16 protein-coding genes and 2 tRNA genes are annotated in these 18,664 nt (G+C 40.1%); 12 read left to right on the top strand and 6 right to left on the bottom strand.

Going from position 1 to position 18,664, the window contains the following annotated elements; genetic code table 11:
* The first annotated feature begins 168 nt into the window (after positions 1-168).
* The 4 genes from V7O61_RS00690 to V7O61_RS00705 all read left to right on the top strand — a co-directional run bounded on the left by V7O61_RS00690 (position 169) and on the right by V7O61_RS00705 (position 7,373).
* Positions 169-840: a winged helix-turn-helix domain-containing protein/riboflavin kinase gene (locus V7O61_RS00690; RefSeq protein WP_407283047.1), complete on the top strand. Its 672-nt coding sequence runs from the start codon at positions 169-171 to the stop codon at positions 838-840.
* Between the two features lie 67 nt (positions 841-907).
* Positions 908-1,642, top strand: coding sequence for a 3,4-dihydroxy-2-butanone-4-phosphate synthase (gene ribB / locus V7O61_RS00695; RefSeq protein ID WP_288070108.1), 735 nt, complete (start codon positions 908-910; stop codon positions 1,640-1,642).
* Between the two features lie 77 nt (positions 1,643-1,719).
* Positions 1,720-1,797 (top strand) — tRNA-Pro (locus V7O61_RS00700).
* Between the two features lie 317 nt (positions 1,798-2,114).
* Positions 2,115-7,373, top strand: coding sequence for a PGF-pre-PGF domain-containing protein (locus V7O61_RS00705; RefSeq protein ID WP_407283046.1), 5,259 nt, complete (start codon positions 2,115-2,117; stop codon positions 7,371-7,373).
* Positions 7,374-7,488: 115 nt separating this feature from the next.
* Here V7O61_RS00705 and V7O61_RS00710 read toward each other — a convergent pair whose 3' ends face one another.
* Positions 7,489-7,896 (bottom strand): fasciclin domain-containing protein, encoded by a 408-nt coding sequence (locus tag V7O61_RS00710; RefSeq protein ID WP_023844998.1) that lies wholly within the window; start codon positions 7,894-7,896, stop codon positions 7,489-7,491.
* A 248-nt stretch (positions 7,897-8,144) separates the two neighbouring features.
* Between V7O61_RS00710 and V7O61_RS00715 the strand changes: the two genes are divergently transcribed.
* From V7O61_RS00715 to V7O61_RS00730, 4 genes are all read left to right on the top strand, one after another.
* Positions 8,145-8,531, top strand: coding sequence for an ATP-binding cassette domain-containing protein (locus V7O61_RS00715; RefSeq protein ID WP_407283045.1), 387 nt, complete (start codon positions 8,145-8,147; stop codon positions 8,529-8,531).
* A gap of 44 nt (positions 8,532-8,575) precedes the next feature.
* On the top strand, positions 8,576-8,968 hold the full coding sequence (locus V7O61_RS00720; RefSeq protein WP_407283044.1) for a hypothetical protein: 393 nt from the start codon (positions 8,576-8,578) through the stop codon (positions 8,966-8,968).
* Positions 8,965-9,756, top strand: a complete 792-nt coding sequence (locus V7O61_RS00725; RefSeq protein ID WP_023844996.1) for an ABC transporter permease — start codon at positions 8,965-8,967, stop codon at positions 9,754-9,756. The genes V7O61_RS00720 and V7O61_RS00725 overlap by 4 nt, the downstream gene beginning before the upstream one ends.
* Before the next feature lie 141 nt (positions 9,757-9,897).
* Entirely contained in the window at positions 9,898-10,809 is a 912-nt protein-coding gene (locus V7O61_RS00730) for a DUF5803 family protein (protein ID WP_407283043.1), read from the top strand.
* Positions 10,810-10,859: 50 nt separating this feature from the next.
* Here V7O61_RS00730 and V7O61_RS00735 read toward each other — a convergent pair whose 3' ends face one another.
* From V7O61_RS00735 to V7O61_RS00745, 3 genes are all read right to left on the bottom strand, one after another.
* Complete coding sequence (locus tag V7O61_RS00735) at positions 10,860-11,609, bottom strand: MBL fold metallo-hydrolase (protein ID WP_407283042.1); 750 nt, start codon at positions 11,607-11,609, stop codon at positions 10,860-10,862.
* The gene (locus tag V7O61_RS00740; protein ID WP_288069101.1) at positions 11,606-12,886 is read right to left on the bottom strand and encodes an ATP-binding protein; all 1,281 of its coding nucleotides are present in this window, start codon (positions 12,884-12,886) and stop codon (positions 11,606-11,608) included. Before V7O61_RS00740 ends, V7O61_RS00735 begins: the two co-directional genes overlap by 4 nt.
* Positions 12,887-13,079: 193 nt before the next feature.
* Complete coding sequence (locus V7O61_RS00745) at positions 13,080-13,586, bottom strand: DUF5817 domain-containing protein (protein ID WP_407283041.1); 507 nt, start codon at positions 13,584-13,586, stop codon at positions 13,080-13,082.
* An 81-nt stretch (positions 13,587-13,667) separates the two neighbouring features.
* Between V7O61_RS00745 and rimI the strand changes: the two genes are divergently transcribed.
* On the top strand, positions 13,668-14,102 hold the full coding sequence (gene rimI / locus V7O61_RS00750) for a ribosomal protein S18-alanine N-acetyltransferase (RefSeq protein WP_023844991.1): 435 nt from the start codon (positions 13,668-13,670) through the stop codon (positions 14,100-14,102).
* A 28-nt stretch (positions 14,103-14,130) separates the two neighbouring features.
* Here rimI and V7O61_RS00755 read toward each other — a convergent pair whose 3' ends face one another.
* Together V7O61_RS00755 and V7O61_RS00760 are read right to left on the bottom strand one after the other, a co-directional pair.
* Positions 14,131-14,790, bottom strand: coding sequence for an undecaprenyl diphosphate synthase family protein (locus V7O61_RS00755; protein WP_407283040.1), 660 nt, complete (start codon positions 14,788-14,790; stop codon positions 14,131-14,133).
* Positions 14,791-14,843: 53 nt separating this feature from the next.
* Positions 14,844-16,028 (bottom strand): redox-regulated ATPase YchF, encoded by a 1,185-nt coding sequence (locus V7O61_RS00760; RefSeq protein WP_048135228.1) that lies wholly within the window; start codon positions 16,026-16,028, stop codon positions 14,844-14,846.
* Between the two features lie 126 nt (positions 16,029-16,154).
* On the opposite strand from V7O61_RS00760, the gene V7O61_RS00765 reads away from it, so the two are divergent.
* From V7O61_RS00765 to V7O61_RS00775, 3 genes are all read left to right on the top strand, one after another.
* Positions 16,155-16,226, top strand: a tRNA-Arg gene (locus tag V7O61_RS00765).
* 181 nt (positions 16,227-16,407) lie between these two features.
* The gene (locus tag V7O61_RS00770) at positions 16,408-16,899 is read left to right on the top strand and encodes a hypothetical protein (RefSeq protein WP_288069094.1); all 492 of its coding nucleotides are present in this window, start codon (positions 16,408-16,410) and stop codon (positions 16,897-16,899) included.
* 352 nt (positions 16,900-17,251) lie between these two features.
* Positions 17,252-18,577: a Fic family protein gene (locus V7O61_RS00775; RefSeq protein ID WP_407283039.1), complete on the top strand. Its 1,326-nt coding sequence runs from the start codon at positions 17,252-17,254 to the stop codon at positions 18,575-18,577.
* The last annotated feature ends 87 nt before the right edge of the window (positions 18,578-18,664 follow it).

Raw genomic sequence — 18,664 nt, forward strand, 5'->3', positions numbered from 1 at the left:
TTTAATTATAATTTATTTTATTTTGCAACATGTTATAATACTTGACTCTAATTTTGCATTTGATGAATAAAACAAAAGCTGTCATCATGATTCCAGTATCAAAACCTTTATGTGCTCTTCTCTCATAAATGAGATTCTACTCAAATATGAGATTGACGTGATGAGCCAATGTATACAACAAAGTCCCTTAAGAAACTGGCACTACTCGGTGCAATTGGTAAGCCTCTGAAGATATCTTCAACAGAGTTTATGCACCACATATCCGCCAGTTCCAAGACAGCTGCAAGGGTCCTCAAGCAGCTTGAGGACGATGGTTACATCTCAAGACAACTCGTAGCAGGTGGTCAGTTGGTTCACCTCACAGAAGCAGGTGTCCTCCTTCTCAAAAACGAGTATGCAGACTATCAGCAGATATTCTGTAAGGACTATGCTGACCTTCAACTCTACGGCGAGGTCATAACGGGTCTTGGAGAAGGCCAGTACTACATTGCAAAAGACGGTTACATGTCCCAGTTCAGGGACAAACTGGATTTCAAGCCATTCCCGGGAACACTAAATGTGCGTCTCAACGATGAGAGTGCTCAGATACGTGACAATATGGACTTCATGGAACCACTAATAATCCAGGGTTTCAATGATGGGGAACGCAGCTTTGGTGGTGGAAAATGCTATCCTATTGAGATAGAGGGAATCAAAAGTGCCATCATCATACCGGACAGGACACACTATCCGGCGGATCTCCTTGAGATAATCGCACCATTAAAGCTTCGTGAAGCTCTAAAGTTGAATGATGGTGACGAAGTAAAAATAGTGGTTAAAAACCCGCAAAAATGTAAGTGATGTCAAAAAGTCAGGAAGAGGCTTATTGAAAAGAGAATTGCAAGGAAGAAATGGAGAAGTGATAATCATGGTTTCAAATACTGATTCAATTGAAAATTACAGTACGAATATACAGAAAGCAATCAAGGCTCTCCAGAGAGGTGAGATGATCCTTCTTTTCGATCTTGAAGGCCGTGAGGCTGAAACCGACTTTACCATTGCTGCAAATGCCGTTACACCTGAAGATGTCAGATGGATGCGAAAAGATGCAGGCGGGCTTATTTGTGTTGCTCTTGACTCCGAAGCATCAGAGGAACTCGGTCTTCCATTTATGGCAGACATAGTAAGGGAAGCCAACCAGTGCAGCACAGCACTCCACAAGATTGTGGAAAAGGGTGGAGATCTCAAATACGATTCACGTTCATCGTTTTCCATCTGGGTTAATCACCGGGATACCCGAACCGGAATTCCTGACAATGACAGGGCACTGACAATCAACAAACTTGGTGAAATCGTTGAAAAGACACTCAATGGTGAAGAAATTCATTTCGGCAGCGAATTCAGGACTCCTGGTCACGTTGCAACCCTGCGTGCCGCAAAGGGACTTGTCCATGAACGCATGGGCCAGACAGAACTCTCCATTGCCCTTGCAAAAATTGCCGGAATAACGCCTGCAATGGTTGTCTGTGAAATGCTGGACGACGAAACCGGCAGAGCTCTTGAAAAAGGAGACGCAAAGCAGTATGGTAAAGACAACGACCTTGTCTTTGTTGAAGGTGAGGAAGTTGTTGAGGCTTATGATATCTGGCTGAAGTCTCAATAAATCTTTTTTTGAATATTCAAAGCTTTCGTTCTCGGAAACACTAAAATACTGTAATGTATATGTAATTACAATCCTGCGGGATCGTAGGGTAGCCTGGTCCATCCTGTTAGGCTGGGGGTCTAGCGACTGGAGTTCAAATCTCCGCGATCCCACCATTTTCCAGTTTAATTTATGTGGTATTACACGCAGTGTTATACCCCTTTTCGCGCTCCAGAAGCGCCATCTGGGTTGCGAATCTCCGCGATCCCACCATTTTCCAGTTTAATTTATGTGATATTAAGTGTGGTGTTATTATTCTGTTACTTTTCACTCATTTGTTCAACAATAGCCAACATACATATAATATAGGCATTATACTATTTATGAAATATTTTGTACTTGTCTCTGCAAGTACTTTGAAACGAGCCTTATGTGCTGCTCTCTGATATTTGTTGCAGGTACATTTTATTGCCATTTATAAAAAAATAAATCTATGGAGAGGATAGATTTGATAAAGGAAGAAACGAAACGAAAAAAATTAATTTTACAATTAGGACTTGTTCTCATACTTGTCTTACTTACAGTCATCTCTGCAAGCGCTGCCATAACGCCTGCTGGAAACGGGGTGGTGACAATTTATGGTGATAACACAACGGAGCACAATGTTCCCACATATTTGAATTTCACGGCAACGGAAGATGCAGGTGATATCACTTCATTAAACATTACATGTCCTGGTGATATACTTCTTAGTAATGGAAGTGTCACTCTCACAGGTTTTGAGAATGTTTCTGCCAGTAATATAACAATTAATTCAAATGTAGTAACTATTTCTAATGGATCCAGTATTATTGTTCCCCAGGGTACAGAATTTTCTATTAATTTCTCTGACAGCGACGTACTTTTTGGTGTAAATTTAGACAATGTTACTTACACATTTAATGTTAATACAAGTGTAACAACTACAAATGTACCAATCTACCTGACAGTAGATGGTGAACCTTCTGTTGTTCCGGTAAATTATACTCAATCTTCTACTACGTGGACAAAGAACGGAACAACCTTGATGTTCAATGCAAGTATTACAGATGATGTGTCAGGAGTACAGAACGCTACAGTGGATATCACATCCATTAATGCAAGCGCTGGTATAATTGATCTTTACAACACATTCTCAGATTACTGGACTAATAATTCATTCATGGTGAATGCAGTTGATGGTCAATATAATTTGCCTGTAACTTCTTATGACAATGCTTCTCTTGTGAACAATAGTGTGAATTTTACCGTATGGGTCGATAACACAGAACCAACTATCACACTAAACACCTATGGAGACACAGCAACCTGGGTAAGCAACGGAACTACACTTAGTCTGAATGCGACGGTTGATGATGGCTCAGGTTCAGGCGTCATGTCCGTATCAGTAGGAGGGGGAGCAATAAATAATTCTCTTGGGCCTGTTTCAATGACATATGACGGTACATATTGGATCAATAACACTATAATAGTGGCATCAAGTTCCCAGGGAGCTGTATATGTTCCAATAACCGCAACAGATAACGTTAGCAATGTAAACAGTACTGTGAATTTCACCGTATGGGTGGACAACATCGAACCAAATGTTATTGCAATATCACCTGTTTCAACAGATTCATGGGTGAACAACGGTTCGGTTCTATACTTGAATGTGAGTGCTTCCGATCCTGGAAATTCCAATGCAAGTAATATAAGCAGTGTAACAGTCGATGTCTCATCAGTCAATTCAAGCACAACAGCAACCCTTAGCAATGTTGGTGGAACTGATTACTGGATCAATAATTCACTTCTGGTATTCTCATCTACAGAAGGAAGTATAGACTTGCAGATAGGAGCATCTGACAATGCAAGCAATGTCAACAACAGTGTCAACCTTACACTAAAGGTGGATAACACAAATCCGGTTGTAAGTAATGAATCTGTTGCATATACTTCAGGATTTAATGCTGTGAACAATGGAAGTACGGTATTACTAAACCTCAGTGCCGTTGATTCGCTTTCTGATCTAAATCTTTCTGCTGTAATGATCAATGTTTCCAACCTTAACAGTTCACTTAACTGGGAAACAATGACATCTTCAGGTGGTAACAACTTTACATTATCTGTAATAGTTGACAATTCAAGTACCGGTACTGCAGTTGTTCCTATCAGTGTTGCTGACAACGCAACAAATACGAACACAAGCCAGTCAATCTCTGTTGTTCTGGATAATTCCGGTCCGGCAGTAACAGGTATAACACCAGACGGTTCCCAGTGGCTAACAAACGGTTCAACCATTGATATCAATGTCTCAAGTACAGATATCGGTGATGCAGGAGTGCAGAATCTGATGGTTGATGTTTCATCTGCAAATGCAACCGGAACTGCCAACCTGGCAAACTTAGCAGGTGATTACTGGACAAATTCCTCACTTACGGTTTTGACATCAAATGAAGGAATTATTAACCTTACAGTAAGTGCCTATGACAACCTGAGCAATCTGAATAATAGTGTCAACCTGACAATTAAGGTGGATAATTCTGCACCTGTCTTTACAACCAATGAATCTGTCTATCCGGGTGGAATGAATGCCATCAACAATGGTGGAATTGTAACTCTTAATGTTACAGTAACAGATGCTTATTCTGGTGTGAATGCATCTACTGTAATGGTTAATGCTTCCGGTATTAACAGTTCTCTTGACTGGGTAACAATGAATCCTGCAAACGGAGATAATTATACGTTGGATGTTATCGTCAATACTTCATCATCCGGAACGGTTATTTTACCGGTAAGGGCAGCTGATAATCTAAGCATGTGGAACACTTCAGCTTCAATTTCTGTTGAGATTGATGTTGCAGAACCAACTGTCACTCCGGTTTCACCAATTAGTTCCATGTGGTTTAAGGATGGAGACGTTCTTGATCTGAATGTAACTATAATAGATACAGGAACAGGAGTCAAGAATGCTACAGTTGCTTTGAATAATGTAAATTCAACAATCACAACAGCAATTCTTGAACATGCAGGAAGCAATTACTGGGTCAACAATTCACTAATAGTTGATTCTTCTTCAGAGGGCACCATAAATCTTTCAGTGGTAACCTATGACAATGCAACAAATGTCAATAATTCTGTGAATATGACCATCAATGTGGATAACACAATTCCGACAGTAAGCAATGAATTGGCTGCATATCCTTCCGGACTTAATGTTGTAAAAAGCGGTGTAACAGTACTACTTAACTTCACTGCAACCGACGCAACTTCAGGCCTGAATGCTTCTGCTGTAATGATCAACGTTTCCAACCTTAACAGTTCACTTACCTGGGAAACAATGAGCTCTGCAGGCGCCGATAACTTCACATTATCCGTGATTGTCGACAATTCAAGCACAGGTACTGCAGTTGTTCCTGTCAGTGTTGCTGACAACGCAACAAATATGAACACCAGTCAGTCAATCTCTGTAGTTCTGGATAATTCAGAACCTCTTGTAACAGGAATTACACCTGACGGTTCACAGTGGGTTACAAACAGTTCAAGCATTGATCTTAACGTATCCAGCACCGATGTCGGATCTGCAGGTATGAGCAGTGTGACAGTAGATACTTCAGATGTATCAGCTGCAAGTACTGCTGTTCTGGCAAACTCTGCAGGGAACTACTGGACAAATTCCTCACTTACGGTTTTGACATCAAATGAAGGAACTATTAATCTTACAGTCAGTTCTTACGACAACATTAGCAATGTCAATAACAGTGTCAACCTGACATTGAAAGTTGATAATTCAGCTCCTGTATTCACTAATGCCGAAGCTGTTTATCTGGCTGGCATGACCGGAGTCAGGAATGGAGGAATTGTAACTCTCAATGCAACTGTTACGGATGCCTACTCAGGTTTGAATGCATCTACAGTAATGGTTAATGCTTCCAATATCAACAGTTCTCTTGACTGGGTAACAATGACTTCAGCAGACGGGGATGACTTTACACTGACAGTGCTTGTCAATACTTCTTCATCAGGAACATTAAGCCTGCCAGTGAAAGCAGCTGATAACATGAGTCTGTGGAACACTTCAGCTTCCATTTCTGTTGAAGTAGATGGTACTGATCCTGCTGTAACAGCAATTTCACCAACAGGTTCCCAGTGGTTCAAGGATGGTGACACTCTTGACCTGAACACTACAATTGTTGATTCAGGAACCGGAGTTAAGAATGCTACAGTCACTTTGAATGGTGTCAATGCTTCTACCTTCGCAATCCTGGAGTATGCAGGAAGCAATTACTGGATCAATAACTCACTGATAGTTGATTCTTCTTCAGAAGGAACAATTAACCTTACAGTTGTAGCTTATGACAACGTAAGCAATTTTGACAATTCAGTGAATCTCAGTATCAAGGTGGATAATACCGACCCGCTTGTTCTTGATGCCCAGACTGAGTATGCAACTGGTTACACAGCAGTTAACAATGGTTCTACTATTACACTCAATGCAACAATCTCTGATGCACTTTCAGGTGTTTCAAGTGTGATGTCCATTGATAATGTAAGCAGTATAAGTACATCTGATAATGTGACACTGACCCAGGTTTCATCAACAGATTACTGGAAGTACAGCAATCTTGAGATTGCCGGAGCTGAAGGAACATACCTGCTTAATGTCACAGCAAGTGATGAGGCAGGTAATGTCAACAGCAGTTCATCAGCAACCTTTGAGGTTATCATTGACAATACTGATCCTGTTATCTATAACCTGACACTGAGCACAGAAAGTCCGGGTTCTTATGGTGAGAGCATTAATGTCAGTGTGAACGTATCTGATGCCGCAAGCGGTATAAAGAGCGTCACAGCAGCAGGAACTGCACTTACGGATCAGGGCAGCAACATATGGAACGGAACAATCTCTGCAGGATATGGTGCAAATACTGTTACAGTGGTTGCAACAGATAATGCAAGCAATGCAGTAACCAATACAAGTCTTTCATACACTGGTCCAACTGCTCCAAGTTCCAGCTCAAGTTCCAGCAGTAGCTCTGATGGTATGTCCTCAACAACACGTGAGGCTTTCCTCGCATCAAGGAACACTTACGAAGGAGCAAAGATTGTAACTCAGGACTCTTCCGGAAAGGTTCTTTCTGATCCTGTTAAGGTTGTTTCTGTACAACTTACAAGGACTGAAGTTACAGGTGTGGAAGTTGAATCTGAAGTCGATATTGAAAAGATATCTGTTTCAGTCCAGAAACTTGATTCCAAGCCGGACAATATTCCAGGTTCTGCACCGGGTAATGTCCATAGCTACCTTAACATCGAAGTAAGCGAACTTGATTCGGAAAACATTGCCGGAGCCAGCATTACTTTCAAGGTAGAGAAATCATGGCTTGAGGAGAATGGAATCTCAACAGATGATGTTGTACTTTCACATTACACCGGAAGTGCATGGGATCAGCTTGAGACCTCTGTTTCAAGTGATGACGGAGAGTACGTGTATTATATTGCTAAGACACCAGGTTTCTCCACATTTGCAATAAGCACCCGCTCTGATTCTGAAGCTGAATATGTTTCTTCAGGAGATTCAACAGGGTCAGATGCGGATTCCGGAGAGATGGAAAGCGAGGCTGCAGATGAAATGCCTGATACAGAAGAGGATAAAGGAACTCCAGGATTTGGAATTCTCCTTGGAATAATGGGTGTTTCAATGGTAGCAGCATTAATACGCCAGAAGAACAGGAATTAATGAAAGAATGAAGGTTTTGAACCTTCATTTTCTATTTTTTAAATAAAAGATTCCATCTAAATTTTACCAATATTTACAGCAGAAATTACTATTTTTGAATTATCGTTCTCTGGGATTACGGAATCAGAATCTCATCAATTGCATGAATAATTCCATTGCTGCATTCAATATCAGCTTCTATGATATTTGCAACATCTACTTTAATTCCGTTATTATTTGTAATCTTCAGCTTGTTTCCACTGATTGTTTCAAGCTCAGTAAGCCCTTCAAGGTCTTTTGTGGTGTATTTTCCTTCAACGATGTGGTAGTTGATAATTCCCAGAAGGTAACCGTGGTCATCAAAAGATTCGTCAATGACATCATCGGGGATTGGTTCAAAAGCTGATTCAACTGGTGCAAAGATGGTGAAAGGCCCCTCATTGCTGTATTTGCTGACGAGCTTGAGTTTCTCTGCTGCTTTCATGAGAGTTGGAAAAGAACCCTTTTCTTTTGCTGTTGCTATCAGGTTTTTCAGTTCGGTCATTGTAATCCTCCGATTTCTTTTGTTATTCTACATGTATTATGTTTTTTATCGTTAAATACTGTTTGCACACAACCTACAAAACCCAAACAATCCTTAACTTCTCCAGTCGAAATTATTAATACAGAACCTCGCCAACTTCCATAAAGGTGGTTTAGATAGCTCCGATAATTGTAGCCAGGGAACTCAAAAAGTCTTTCAGGGACTTTGTAGCTGTTGACGGCATTAGTTTTAGCATTGAAGAAGGCGAAATGTTTGGATTCCTCGGCCCCAACGGAGCAGGGAAAACAACCACAATGCGAATGATACAGTGTGTATCTCCAGTGACCGGAGGCACACTTGAAGTTCTGAACATGGATGTTTCCAGCCAGCAGCGTGAAATAAAATCAGTAATGGGAGTTGTTCCTCAGGAAAACAATCTCGACGAGGATTTCACAGTCTATGAGAATTTGCTTGTCTATTCCAGATATTTTGATATTCCAAAAGATGAAGCTGAAAAGCGAGTTGAGGAACTTCTTGATTTTGTTCATCTTCAGGAAAAACGTGATGTAATGACAGAAAGCCTGTCAGGCGGAATGAAACGCAGGCTTGTACTTGCAAGAGCGCTGATAAACCGTCCTGATGTCCTGATGTCCTGATTCTTGATGAACCTACAGTTGGTCTTGACCCACAGGCACGTCATTTGATATGGGAAAAACTTAGAAGTCTTAAAAAACAGGGAGTCACCATCGTTCTTACATCACATTATCTTGATGAGGTCGAAAAACTCTGTGACAGGCTTGTGGTAATGGATAATGGAAAAATACTGGTGGAAGGCAGTCCGACTGGAGTTATTGAGGAGTTTATAGGTTCAGATATTATCGAAGCTGAGAACAATCCTGAAATACTGGAATGTCTGCAACAAAAGGAAGCAAAATATGAGGTAATTGGTGATATTGTTCACATCTATGCAGATAATGCAAGGGAGATTTCGGAGTATCTGGTCATGGAATGTTCTCTCTCAAAAATAAGTGCAAGGCCGGCAACACTTGAAGATGTATTCCTCAAACTTACCGGCAGGAGTCTGAGAGAATGAACCCGGTAGATTATTTCAGGATTCCTTCTGTGAGTTCAAGGTCACTTAAGGTCTGGCAGAGGAACAAGGACGTTTTCATGAAGGACATCAAACTGAACTTCCTGCCTCCGTTCCTAGAACCTATATTGTATCTGTTTGCTCTTGGTTTTGGACTCGGGAAATTCGTGGAGAGCATTGACGGAGTTCCTTATGCACAGTTCATTGCCCCTGCACTTATTGCAGTTTCAGTAATGTACGCCTCCTTTTTCGAGTGCAGTTACAGTTCTTACGTCAGGATGTACTATCAGAAAACATTCGATGCCATAATTGCAACCCCGCTTACAATAGAGGATGTGATTGCAGGGGAGCTGCTCTGGGGAGCTACCAGAAGCATGATAAATGCCACAGTAATGATTCCTGTGATTGCTGCGTTTGGTTTAATAGACCTGAAGTACTCTTTGCTGATAATTCCCTTTGCGTTTTTCGGAGGTTTACTTTTTGCAGCAATAGGTATGTGTTTTACAGCCATTACGCCAAATATCATGTCTATCAACTATCCGGTGCTGTTATTCATCACACCTATGTTTCTTTTCAGTGGAACTTTCTTCCCGCTCAGTGCACTTCCCGTTCCGCTTCAGTATTTTGCAACAGCCTTCCTTCCGCTAACTCATATTGTGAATGTCATAAGGACTCTTTCATATGGAATGCTGAGTTCATCCCTGATATTTGATGTTGCATGGGTTTTGTTTGTGGGTATGGCTCTGCTGGTACTTTCAATAAATCTCATGAGAAGAAGACTGATAGTCTGATTGTATCACCAGGTTAAATTTTCAGATTGAATCGTTAATTGGACAAAGTTAATGAAAGCTCCATGCAACAGCATATAAAAGATAAAGCTATCAATATATGTAGCGATAGTTTCATAAAATAAATCATCAATTGGTGTAGCAATGAAAAAATATTTTTTCCTGGCATTGTTCCTTTTAAGTATCATGCTTTTCACATCAGGCTGTGTGGATGACCTTGTGCCTGTAGATGATACTACTGCGGAAATATCTGCTTATGAGTTTGAACTTTTCCTCAACAACAGTTATGATAACGGCACTTTTATTCCAACTCATTCATTTTATCTTTCAAAGAACGGCTCTGCAAAGGTTGTTTCAATACTTGAAAATGAATCTGTCATACAGATAATTCCACTGGAAGACCTCAGTAACCAGAACAGTGAAACCGTAAGTAATATAGTTGTACTTGGGGACGTTTCCAATAACACCAATGCTACACCGGAAAACTTTGAGTATTTCGCTTCCATGAGTTCAGCTGCTGATGTTAATTATACAATATCAGACGATGTAATCCGGGGGCAGAAATATGTGTTCATTAATTTTGAAGAACCGGTTACCGGATTTGTAGCTTACACAATGACTACAGCGCTTGGCCAGGATTTTATCTATGTAACAACACCTCCGTCAGTTGTCCGTTATGTTCTTCCCGAAGGTTACACAACCGGCAATTCCCTGATTGGAAAAGTAAAACCTAAACCAAATCAGGTTTACTATGATTCAGATGGAAGGGAAAATCTGGTCTGGACAAATGAAGTTACAACAACCGGCTTCCTGAGTATGCTGGGGAGTTATTCATCAGGGGATGAATCCATTGAGCCGATTCCAGAACTCATTAGTGTAAAATACTATACCGAAGATGCTCCAAGGGATCTGACAATAGCTGCCGGAGTACTGGGGCTTGTTGCTTTGTCAGTATTTTTGAGATTCAGGAATGAAAGGAAAAAGCTGGAAAAAATACGCAACGAATTTGAAAGCCAGTTGTCAAATCCAAAAAAGAAAGGTAATGATAAGAATTGAGGAAACCTGAAGTTTTATTCTCAGTTCAGTTTTTTTCAAAACCTTAATGGTTATTTTTCAGCAAAGTCAAAGACCATCCCATCATATCCGAGTGGATACTCCTTGACAGCTTCTTCGTGTGGTGCAAAAAAGTGGCTCAGGTGAGTGAATACTACATCCTTTGCCTTGATCTCGTTTGCAAGGTCAAAAGCTTCTACTGTGTTCATGTGCTTTTTAACTTCGACCGTCGGAGGCACAATTGCATCTGCAATAAGAAGATCAGGTTCCATAATAAGATCGATACTTCTTTGAGGGATCTCTCTCTGTGTGTCCCCTGTAATGACAACCTTCGTGTCTCCTTGCCGGATCATCACTCCAATGGATTTCTTTACCGGGGGATGTATCACTTCAAAAAGTGTGAATTCAAGTCCTATCAGATTGAAAGGTTCGTACATTTCCTTCTCATGCTTTTTTGGATGAAGGAATTGAAGATAACCTAAAATGTATTCCAGTGTTTCAGGCAGTCCGTAGACATCGACATTATACTGCACCCTGTGAAACTCGGCAAAACCTGCAAAATGGTCGTAGTGGCCGTGTGTCCAGATTACTCCGTCTATGTGTCTTGTTCCTGCTTTGAGTAACTGGTACCTGAGATCAGGTCCGCTGTCAATAAGTACGGTTCCCTCAGAAGATTCCACAAGGACTGCAAACCTGGTTCTCTGGCTTTTGCCACCTTTCAGTGCATCCTGACATGTAGGACAATTGCAGCCAATAACCGGGGTCCCGGTAGCATCACCGGTTCCCAGAAGTGTTATTTTCATGAATTATATTCTTCGTATTCGTTTGTTTTGATGACCGCTCTTTCATCAAATGCAGCAACAGCGTTGAGCATGTCCTTTTGTGTGAGTTCCATCCTCTCGGTCACAAGTGCACTGAGAACTCCTTCACGGATAACCATTCTCAGATCTGAACCGCTGTATCCGTGTGTGAGTGCTGCAATTTCAGCGGTATCAAAGTCACCTTTGATTTCCTTTGTGACAATGTCAAGGATTCTCTTGCGCATGTCCACATCAGGCAGCGGGAACTTCATAATTTCATCAAAACGGCGCCATGCTGCAGAGTCAAGCATCTTCGGGTGGTTGGTTGCTGCAAGGAGAAGTACTCCGTCTGTTGTAAGGCTGATGTTATCAATGGCCTTGAGAAGTGTGTTTACAGCTCTTTTGAGTGCTGCATGCTCATCGGAAGAACGTGTCTTTGCAACGAAGTCAAATTCATCAATAAATAGAATACATGGACTCAATCTCTTTGCGAGGTTAAATACCCTGTCGATGTTCTTTGCAGTTTCTCCAAGGTACTGGTCGGTTATCATTGAAAGCCTGACTTCAACAAAGGGAATAGCAAGGTGTTCTGACATTGCTTTGGCAAGTGATGTCTTTCCGGTTCCCGGTGGACCAACCATTAGGATTTTACCTACATCATAAAGTCCGATATGTTTCAGGTAATCACGATACTGGATAGCCTTAACAATTTTCTTAGTTTCCTCTTCCTGCTCGTGGGTGAGAACAAAATCCTTCATTGTCTGCTGGATATCTTCTGGCGCACTTATTTGTGCCAGTTTGAGCATGTCGGAGCCGCCTTCTTCCTTTTCGATTTCGGCTATCAGGGATTCAATCCATTCCCTGTCAACCTCTTTTGGCCTGACCTTTGATTTGGCGGTATCGTAATCTGCTCCTTCAGTCTTCTTTTCCTCGTAGTAGAATGCAATTGCAGGGTTGTGTGAAATTCTCTCCCTTTCTTCATCCTTTTTCTGGAACCATTCAGCGCCGATGTCAAGTGCTGTTATCCTTGCGGAGAATTCCTTGTCATCAATATTGACAAAAGGAAGTGATTTCAATTTGCTGTCAATGCTATCTTCACCGAACATCTTTTCGATATCTTTGACTGTTACCCTGATGGGTTTTGGAACTGTTTTATGATCTCTGCTCCAGTAAAACTTGCGTATCTCCTTGGGCAGATCACTGGCATCCATCTGTGAATACTTATTGTATATTTGCGCTGTCAGAAGCAGTTCTACAATATCAAGGGTTGTATCGGACATAATAATACCTTATGAAGTAATTTTTAAAGAAATTTCAGTATTTGGTAATCGTTGAGACATTCTATATTATACATCTTTTTAGATATATTTTTTGTATTATCTCCCGGAATATATTTGAATAAATTATAATCATAATTATTTTGGTTTTTCAAAATGATAATTAAAATGGTTAATTTTGAATTTCAAAAACAGGTCATACTATTCTTATAATATCTTTTGATGGTGAATAAAGTTCCCCTGCCATCAGCAGTTTTTTGATAATATCATTAAACTGCTCTTCACTAACATCCATTTTCAGGGCTTTCTCTTTCAGATCATTCAGATTCATCTGATTGTTATTTTCCACAAGTATGTTGATTATCAGTTCATCTGCTTTTTTCTTTTTTGGTGTTTTCCTGTTATCTATAAGGCAGGCAGCTTTTTCATCAATTTCATTTCCAAATGTCTGGTGTTTGCGGAAATATTCTTCTGCTAAAGCATCCAGGGATTTTCCCAGAGTCCCGGTTCCGGATAGCTGTGCCTGTATCTGTGTTCTGACTGAGATAGTCTCTTCAAGTTCATCTGATGTGAAAAAAACACGCAGTTTTCTGGTGTTCAGACTGGCATTGCATCTCTGGCAGCGTGTTGTCTTGCTGCTGCCAACTTCTATTATCTGTGCATGCTCCCTGCATTTAGTGCAGATGATTACTCCGTAAGTCATCGGCAACTTTTTAGTATGTATTCTATAAATAGTAGCGCTCACAGAAAGGAAAACTAATCCTTACATCCAGGTGTGCATACAGTGAAAGATGTTGTCATTAGAAGGGCAGAGTTATCCGATATTCCGCGTATTGTTGAGATAGAGGATTGTTCTTTTGAGGTTCCGTGGCCCGATTTTCTTTTCAAGGCACATCTTAGCAATCCTGGTTTTCTGGTATATGAAAAGGAGCAGATACTTGGTTATGTAATAATTGGAACTTCAGAGGACAGAACCCGGTCACATCTTCAGAGTATAGCCGTCCATAAGGACTGCCGAAGACAGGGAATTGCCTCCAAACTGCTTAATTGGTGCATTGACCTTGCAAAGCTCTATGGTTTTGAAAGGATGACACTTGAGGTCAGGGAGAAAAACATCGATGCACAGTTGTTTTACTCTGAGAACGGTTTTAAGGTTGAGGGCAGGATAGACGGCTACTATGTTGATGATAATGCCATTGTAATGTGCAGAGATATCTGATTAGTTTGTTTTTTGTTTGTTTTTTTATCTATTTCCCAAAACGTCTCTGACGCTTCTGGAAATCCCTGATTATTCTGATGATATCAAGTTTCCTGATACTACGCCAGTCCACATCGGTAAAATAATATTCAGAATAAATGGATTGCCAGATAAGAAAATCAGAAAGGTGTTTTCCGCCTGAACGAATGAAAAGGTCTGGTTCGTGTTTGACTGTAAGTCGGGATTCAATGTCCTTTTCACTAATCTCGGATGCTTTAATCTTTCCTTCCTTTACTTTTTCGAGTATATCCCTTACAGCTTTTGTAACTTCTTTGCGACCTCCAAATCCAACTGATATGTAGATTTGAAAATCTTTTCCTTTTCTTTCTGATTGAAGTTCTCCGTTCTCTCCGAATATCTGGTATCCGATAGTTCCGGGTGCTTTTGTGAGATATTCAGTGAGCTTTGATGTGAGTTTCTCTATCATCTGGGACTTGAGTGTCTCTTCTGTGTCAAGAACTTCAATGTAGACACTTGTCATTTTGATGCCTGTCTGTCTGCACCAGGTGACATAATCCTTGAGTTTCCTGAAACCATCAGCATAGAGCAGATCAGTCTCGGAGATTACCAGAGACACATGCTCCGGTATGGGATACTTGCTGATCTGCTGCATCAGGTGTTTTTCGTAGAGAGATGTTACAAAGCTCATTGTGGGTCTGAAGCCTGTATTGTTCTTAATATTATTTCAAATGTGGTTTGGACTTATTTCGCAGTGGAGACTATCTTGACAACATCGCCATCATTGAGTTCGTGCTTTTCACCAAGACGCATCTTTGTTTTTGCATCAACTGCGTAGAGGAAACGGTCTCCGATATCTGAGTGAACCCTGTATGCAAGGTCATGTGCATTTGACCCTTTTTTCATGAGGAATGCATCAGGCAGCATGCGCCCGTTCTTGTCGGTCCACTTGCCTTCATCCTCTACGGGATAGACGATGATAAGGTCAAGAAGGTCGAATACTGCGCTGTTAATGCACCTCTGCACGCCTGTACCTTCTGTTTTCTGTATGAGCATGCGTACGTTCTCAAGTCCTTTTTTCTGCGCAGGGCTAAGTTCTTCTGAGACGATGGTAAAGTCTTTGTCCCCTGGCTCGTATTTGATTGCCTGGCCTTTGGATGCGGAACGAAGTGCAAGCTCTGCGGCTGCGCTTGTCGGCACTACTATCTGCTCAAGTGCCTGTAGATTTGTGATATTCTCAGGTGGTGCTACGTCCATTTTGTTTGCAGCGATTATCATTGGTTTGCTCAGGGAACGGATGACGTCACAGAAATGAACTATGTCTTCTTCAGACCACTTGGTGAGGTGGTTCCTGTCCAGTTTGCATTGGTTAAGCGCTTCACTGATGTGCTGCTCGTTAACTCCTGCTCCCATGAGCTGTTCGGCAAGTATGTGCTCGATGTTAAGTCCTTCTGCCTGTATCTTGCGTGACAGTTTTGTCCAGTTCCTCATGATGATGCTGTGGATCCACATTGTGAGCTCGTGGTTGAGAAAATCGATGTCTCCGAGCGGGTCGTGGTCTCCGACATCTCCCGGATTGCCTTCAATATCTGTTGCACCGGAGGCGTCTATTACGTGAATGATGGCCTGTGCCTGACGGAGATCGTCAAGGAAGGTGTTACCAAGTCCACGTCCCTGGTGTGCGTCAGGGACAAGTCCTGCTACGTCTATGAGTTCTATTGGTACGTAACGTATGCCGTCGCTGCAGTTGCCACAGCGCTTGTCACGGCTGACACAAGGGCATTCTGCTTTTACGTATGTGACTCCTTTGTTAGCATGGATAGTTGTGAATGGATAATTTGCAATTTCAACGTCTGCAAGTGTTGCAGCCTTGAAGAATGTGGATTTGCCTGCGTTTGGCTTTCCTGCAAGTCCTATTGTCATCGACATGATTAGTAATCATTCTTGCAGCATTTAACTTTTATTGATTGCACACGTACATTTTTAAGCTTACATGTCCTTCCTATTATCAATAATCTTTATATGCCAGAAAGACATTAGTGCATGAACCCCAATGTCCCGGTAGGGTAGCGGATATCCTTGAGGCCTGCGGAGCCTTAGACCCGAGTTCAAGTCTCGGTCGGGACGCTTTTTTCTTATTGTTTTGTGACGGTTTGAGTTTTTACTTTTTCTAATATCTTTGTACTATTAAAACACATATTTTCTAAGATATGTCCTCTGTTGTTATTTTTAATAATCTCATGGGGAATTTAGGAGTGATGTTTATTAATTTAAACAGACCTTGTATTAATTAATGAATTCTAGCAAAATGACAGAAGACGAAAGCAACAAACAGATTTGTAATCAACTTTCATTCGAATCTTTAAAGTATGTTTTGAACTTGCAGAATGAAGGAATAAAGGAAATAGGTAATAAAGCAAATAATAGCTTACTCATTGGTACTTTTTTTGTAGGAGTAACTTTCACCGTCATTTCTATTGATTCTTCTTTTTTAGCCAATATTTATTACAGTGCTTTAATTGTAATTACAATTTCAATATTTTTAATATCTATTATTTTATCTTTGGCTGTAATGTATATGGTTGCTTTTCGTTCAATCCCTGTGATTAGTACAGAAAAAGTATACATGTGCCTTTTTGATTCTGAATTAGATGAAAACTGTATAATTGGTACTTTGCTTAATTTAAAAGAGTATAATGAAGAACATTTGCCATCTTATAGACGATGGTCTCTTTGCAGTTACATTTTGTTGCTAACTGGAATTCTTTTAGAGCTCATATTTGTATGTCTTGTTTTTTGAGCAAGATTCTAAAATATTAAATTGTAATGGGTAGAGTATATTTTCTTTAAATAATCCTTCTAGTTCCACAAAAGAATATCTATCTTCAAATTAAAATATACTTTGGAATGTACGAATCTATAAAAAGTCGTGTTGAGCCTTTAATTTCAACACATCTGTTTGCAGGAAACTGGAAAGTATGGGACTGGTTGTTTTTCTTTTCTCAATGAATCTTTTATTTATTCTTACAAATATCTCCACTAACTTATTTGAAAACTATTAATTACTAATTTTGTTAAAATTAGTAATTAGATTTAATTACTATTAATTACTAATTTGTACTAAATTAGTAATTACTATCTCGAGGGTTACAATGAGGATTCCTGAAGCTCCTCCTAAATATGATGATTCATCTGTACATACCATTCTGCCTTATCTTAATAATGCTGACGTAAGCGCAGCTACAAAAAAATACAACAATCGATATCTATACTGGTCTGAATTTAAACACAAACCTATTCCTGATTTTGTCACACACGAACAACTATGGTTATTGCTCAAATTGAGCAGGGATCTGGGTTCGGAGCAACTCAAAATAAGTGATGTTCCCGGATTTCAACTTAGTTACTATTTAACTCCTGACATTCAGGAAAAACTGCATAATTTTGATTTGAATTTAGGTGGCACCCTTGAAAGCCAGAATATTATTGGAAAAGACCATCAACAGCAGTATTTGATGAATTCGATAATGGAAGAAGCAATAGCATCAAGTCAACTGGAAGGTGCAAGCACCACACGGCAGGAAGCAAAAAAAATGCTGATGCAGGAAAGAAATCCAAAAGACAAATCAGAGCAGATGATTTTCAACAACTACAAAACAATTAAGAAATTATCATCAATGAAACACGAAAAACTGACCATTGAATCTATACTGGATATTCATAGTTGTATGACTGAAAACACTCTGGATGATCCTGATAATGTAGGTGTATTTCGCAAATCAGATAACATTTATGTAATTGACAACATGACAGGTGAAATTGTACACACTCCATTGGAACATATTCATATTTCACAGGTTATGCAGGATATATGTGATTTTGTCAACAAAGAATCTGACGATGATTTCATTCATCCCATAATCAAAGCAAGCATATTGCATTTCCTAATAGGATATATCCATCCTTTTGTTGACGGTAACGGAAGAACAGCAAGGGCGTTATTCTACTGGTACTTACTTTCAAAGAACTATTGGTTAATAGAATATATGTCAATCTCAAGGATGATCAAAGATTCTCCTGGACAATATTCTCAGGCTTATCTATATACAGAACTTGATGAGAATGACGTAACTTACTTCATAAATTATCAATTGAAAACCATGGACCAGGCATTCAAAAGTTTAAAAGGGTATATCTCAAAGAAAATCGAAGAAAAGAAACAACTGTACGATTTTAAGAAGATACCAGGAATCAATGAAAGACAATCTTACATTTTAAAGTGGTTACTTGATGATCCTAAAATGACTTTTACCATAAAAGAGATAGAAAACAGGTTGTCTATTGTTTATCAGACTGCCAGAACTGATATAATGGGCTTAGAGGAGCTAGGTTTGTTGGAAAGAAACAAAGTTGACAAGAAAAAGATTCTATTTTATCGTTCAAAGGAGTTTAACAATATACTTCAACAATTAACATAATTTGTTATCCCTGTCTATCAACAACACTTCTAGAGCTACAGACAATGCATCACTATTAATCAGTGATCGACTTATTTCCCCGCTCCC

The organism is Methanolobus sp. WCC1 (assembly GCF_045690315.1).
GTDB classification, from domain to species: Archaea; Halobacteriota; Methanosarcinia; order Methanosarcinales; family Methanosarcinaceae; genus Methanolobus; species Methanolobus tindarius.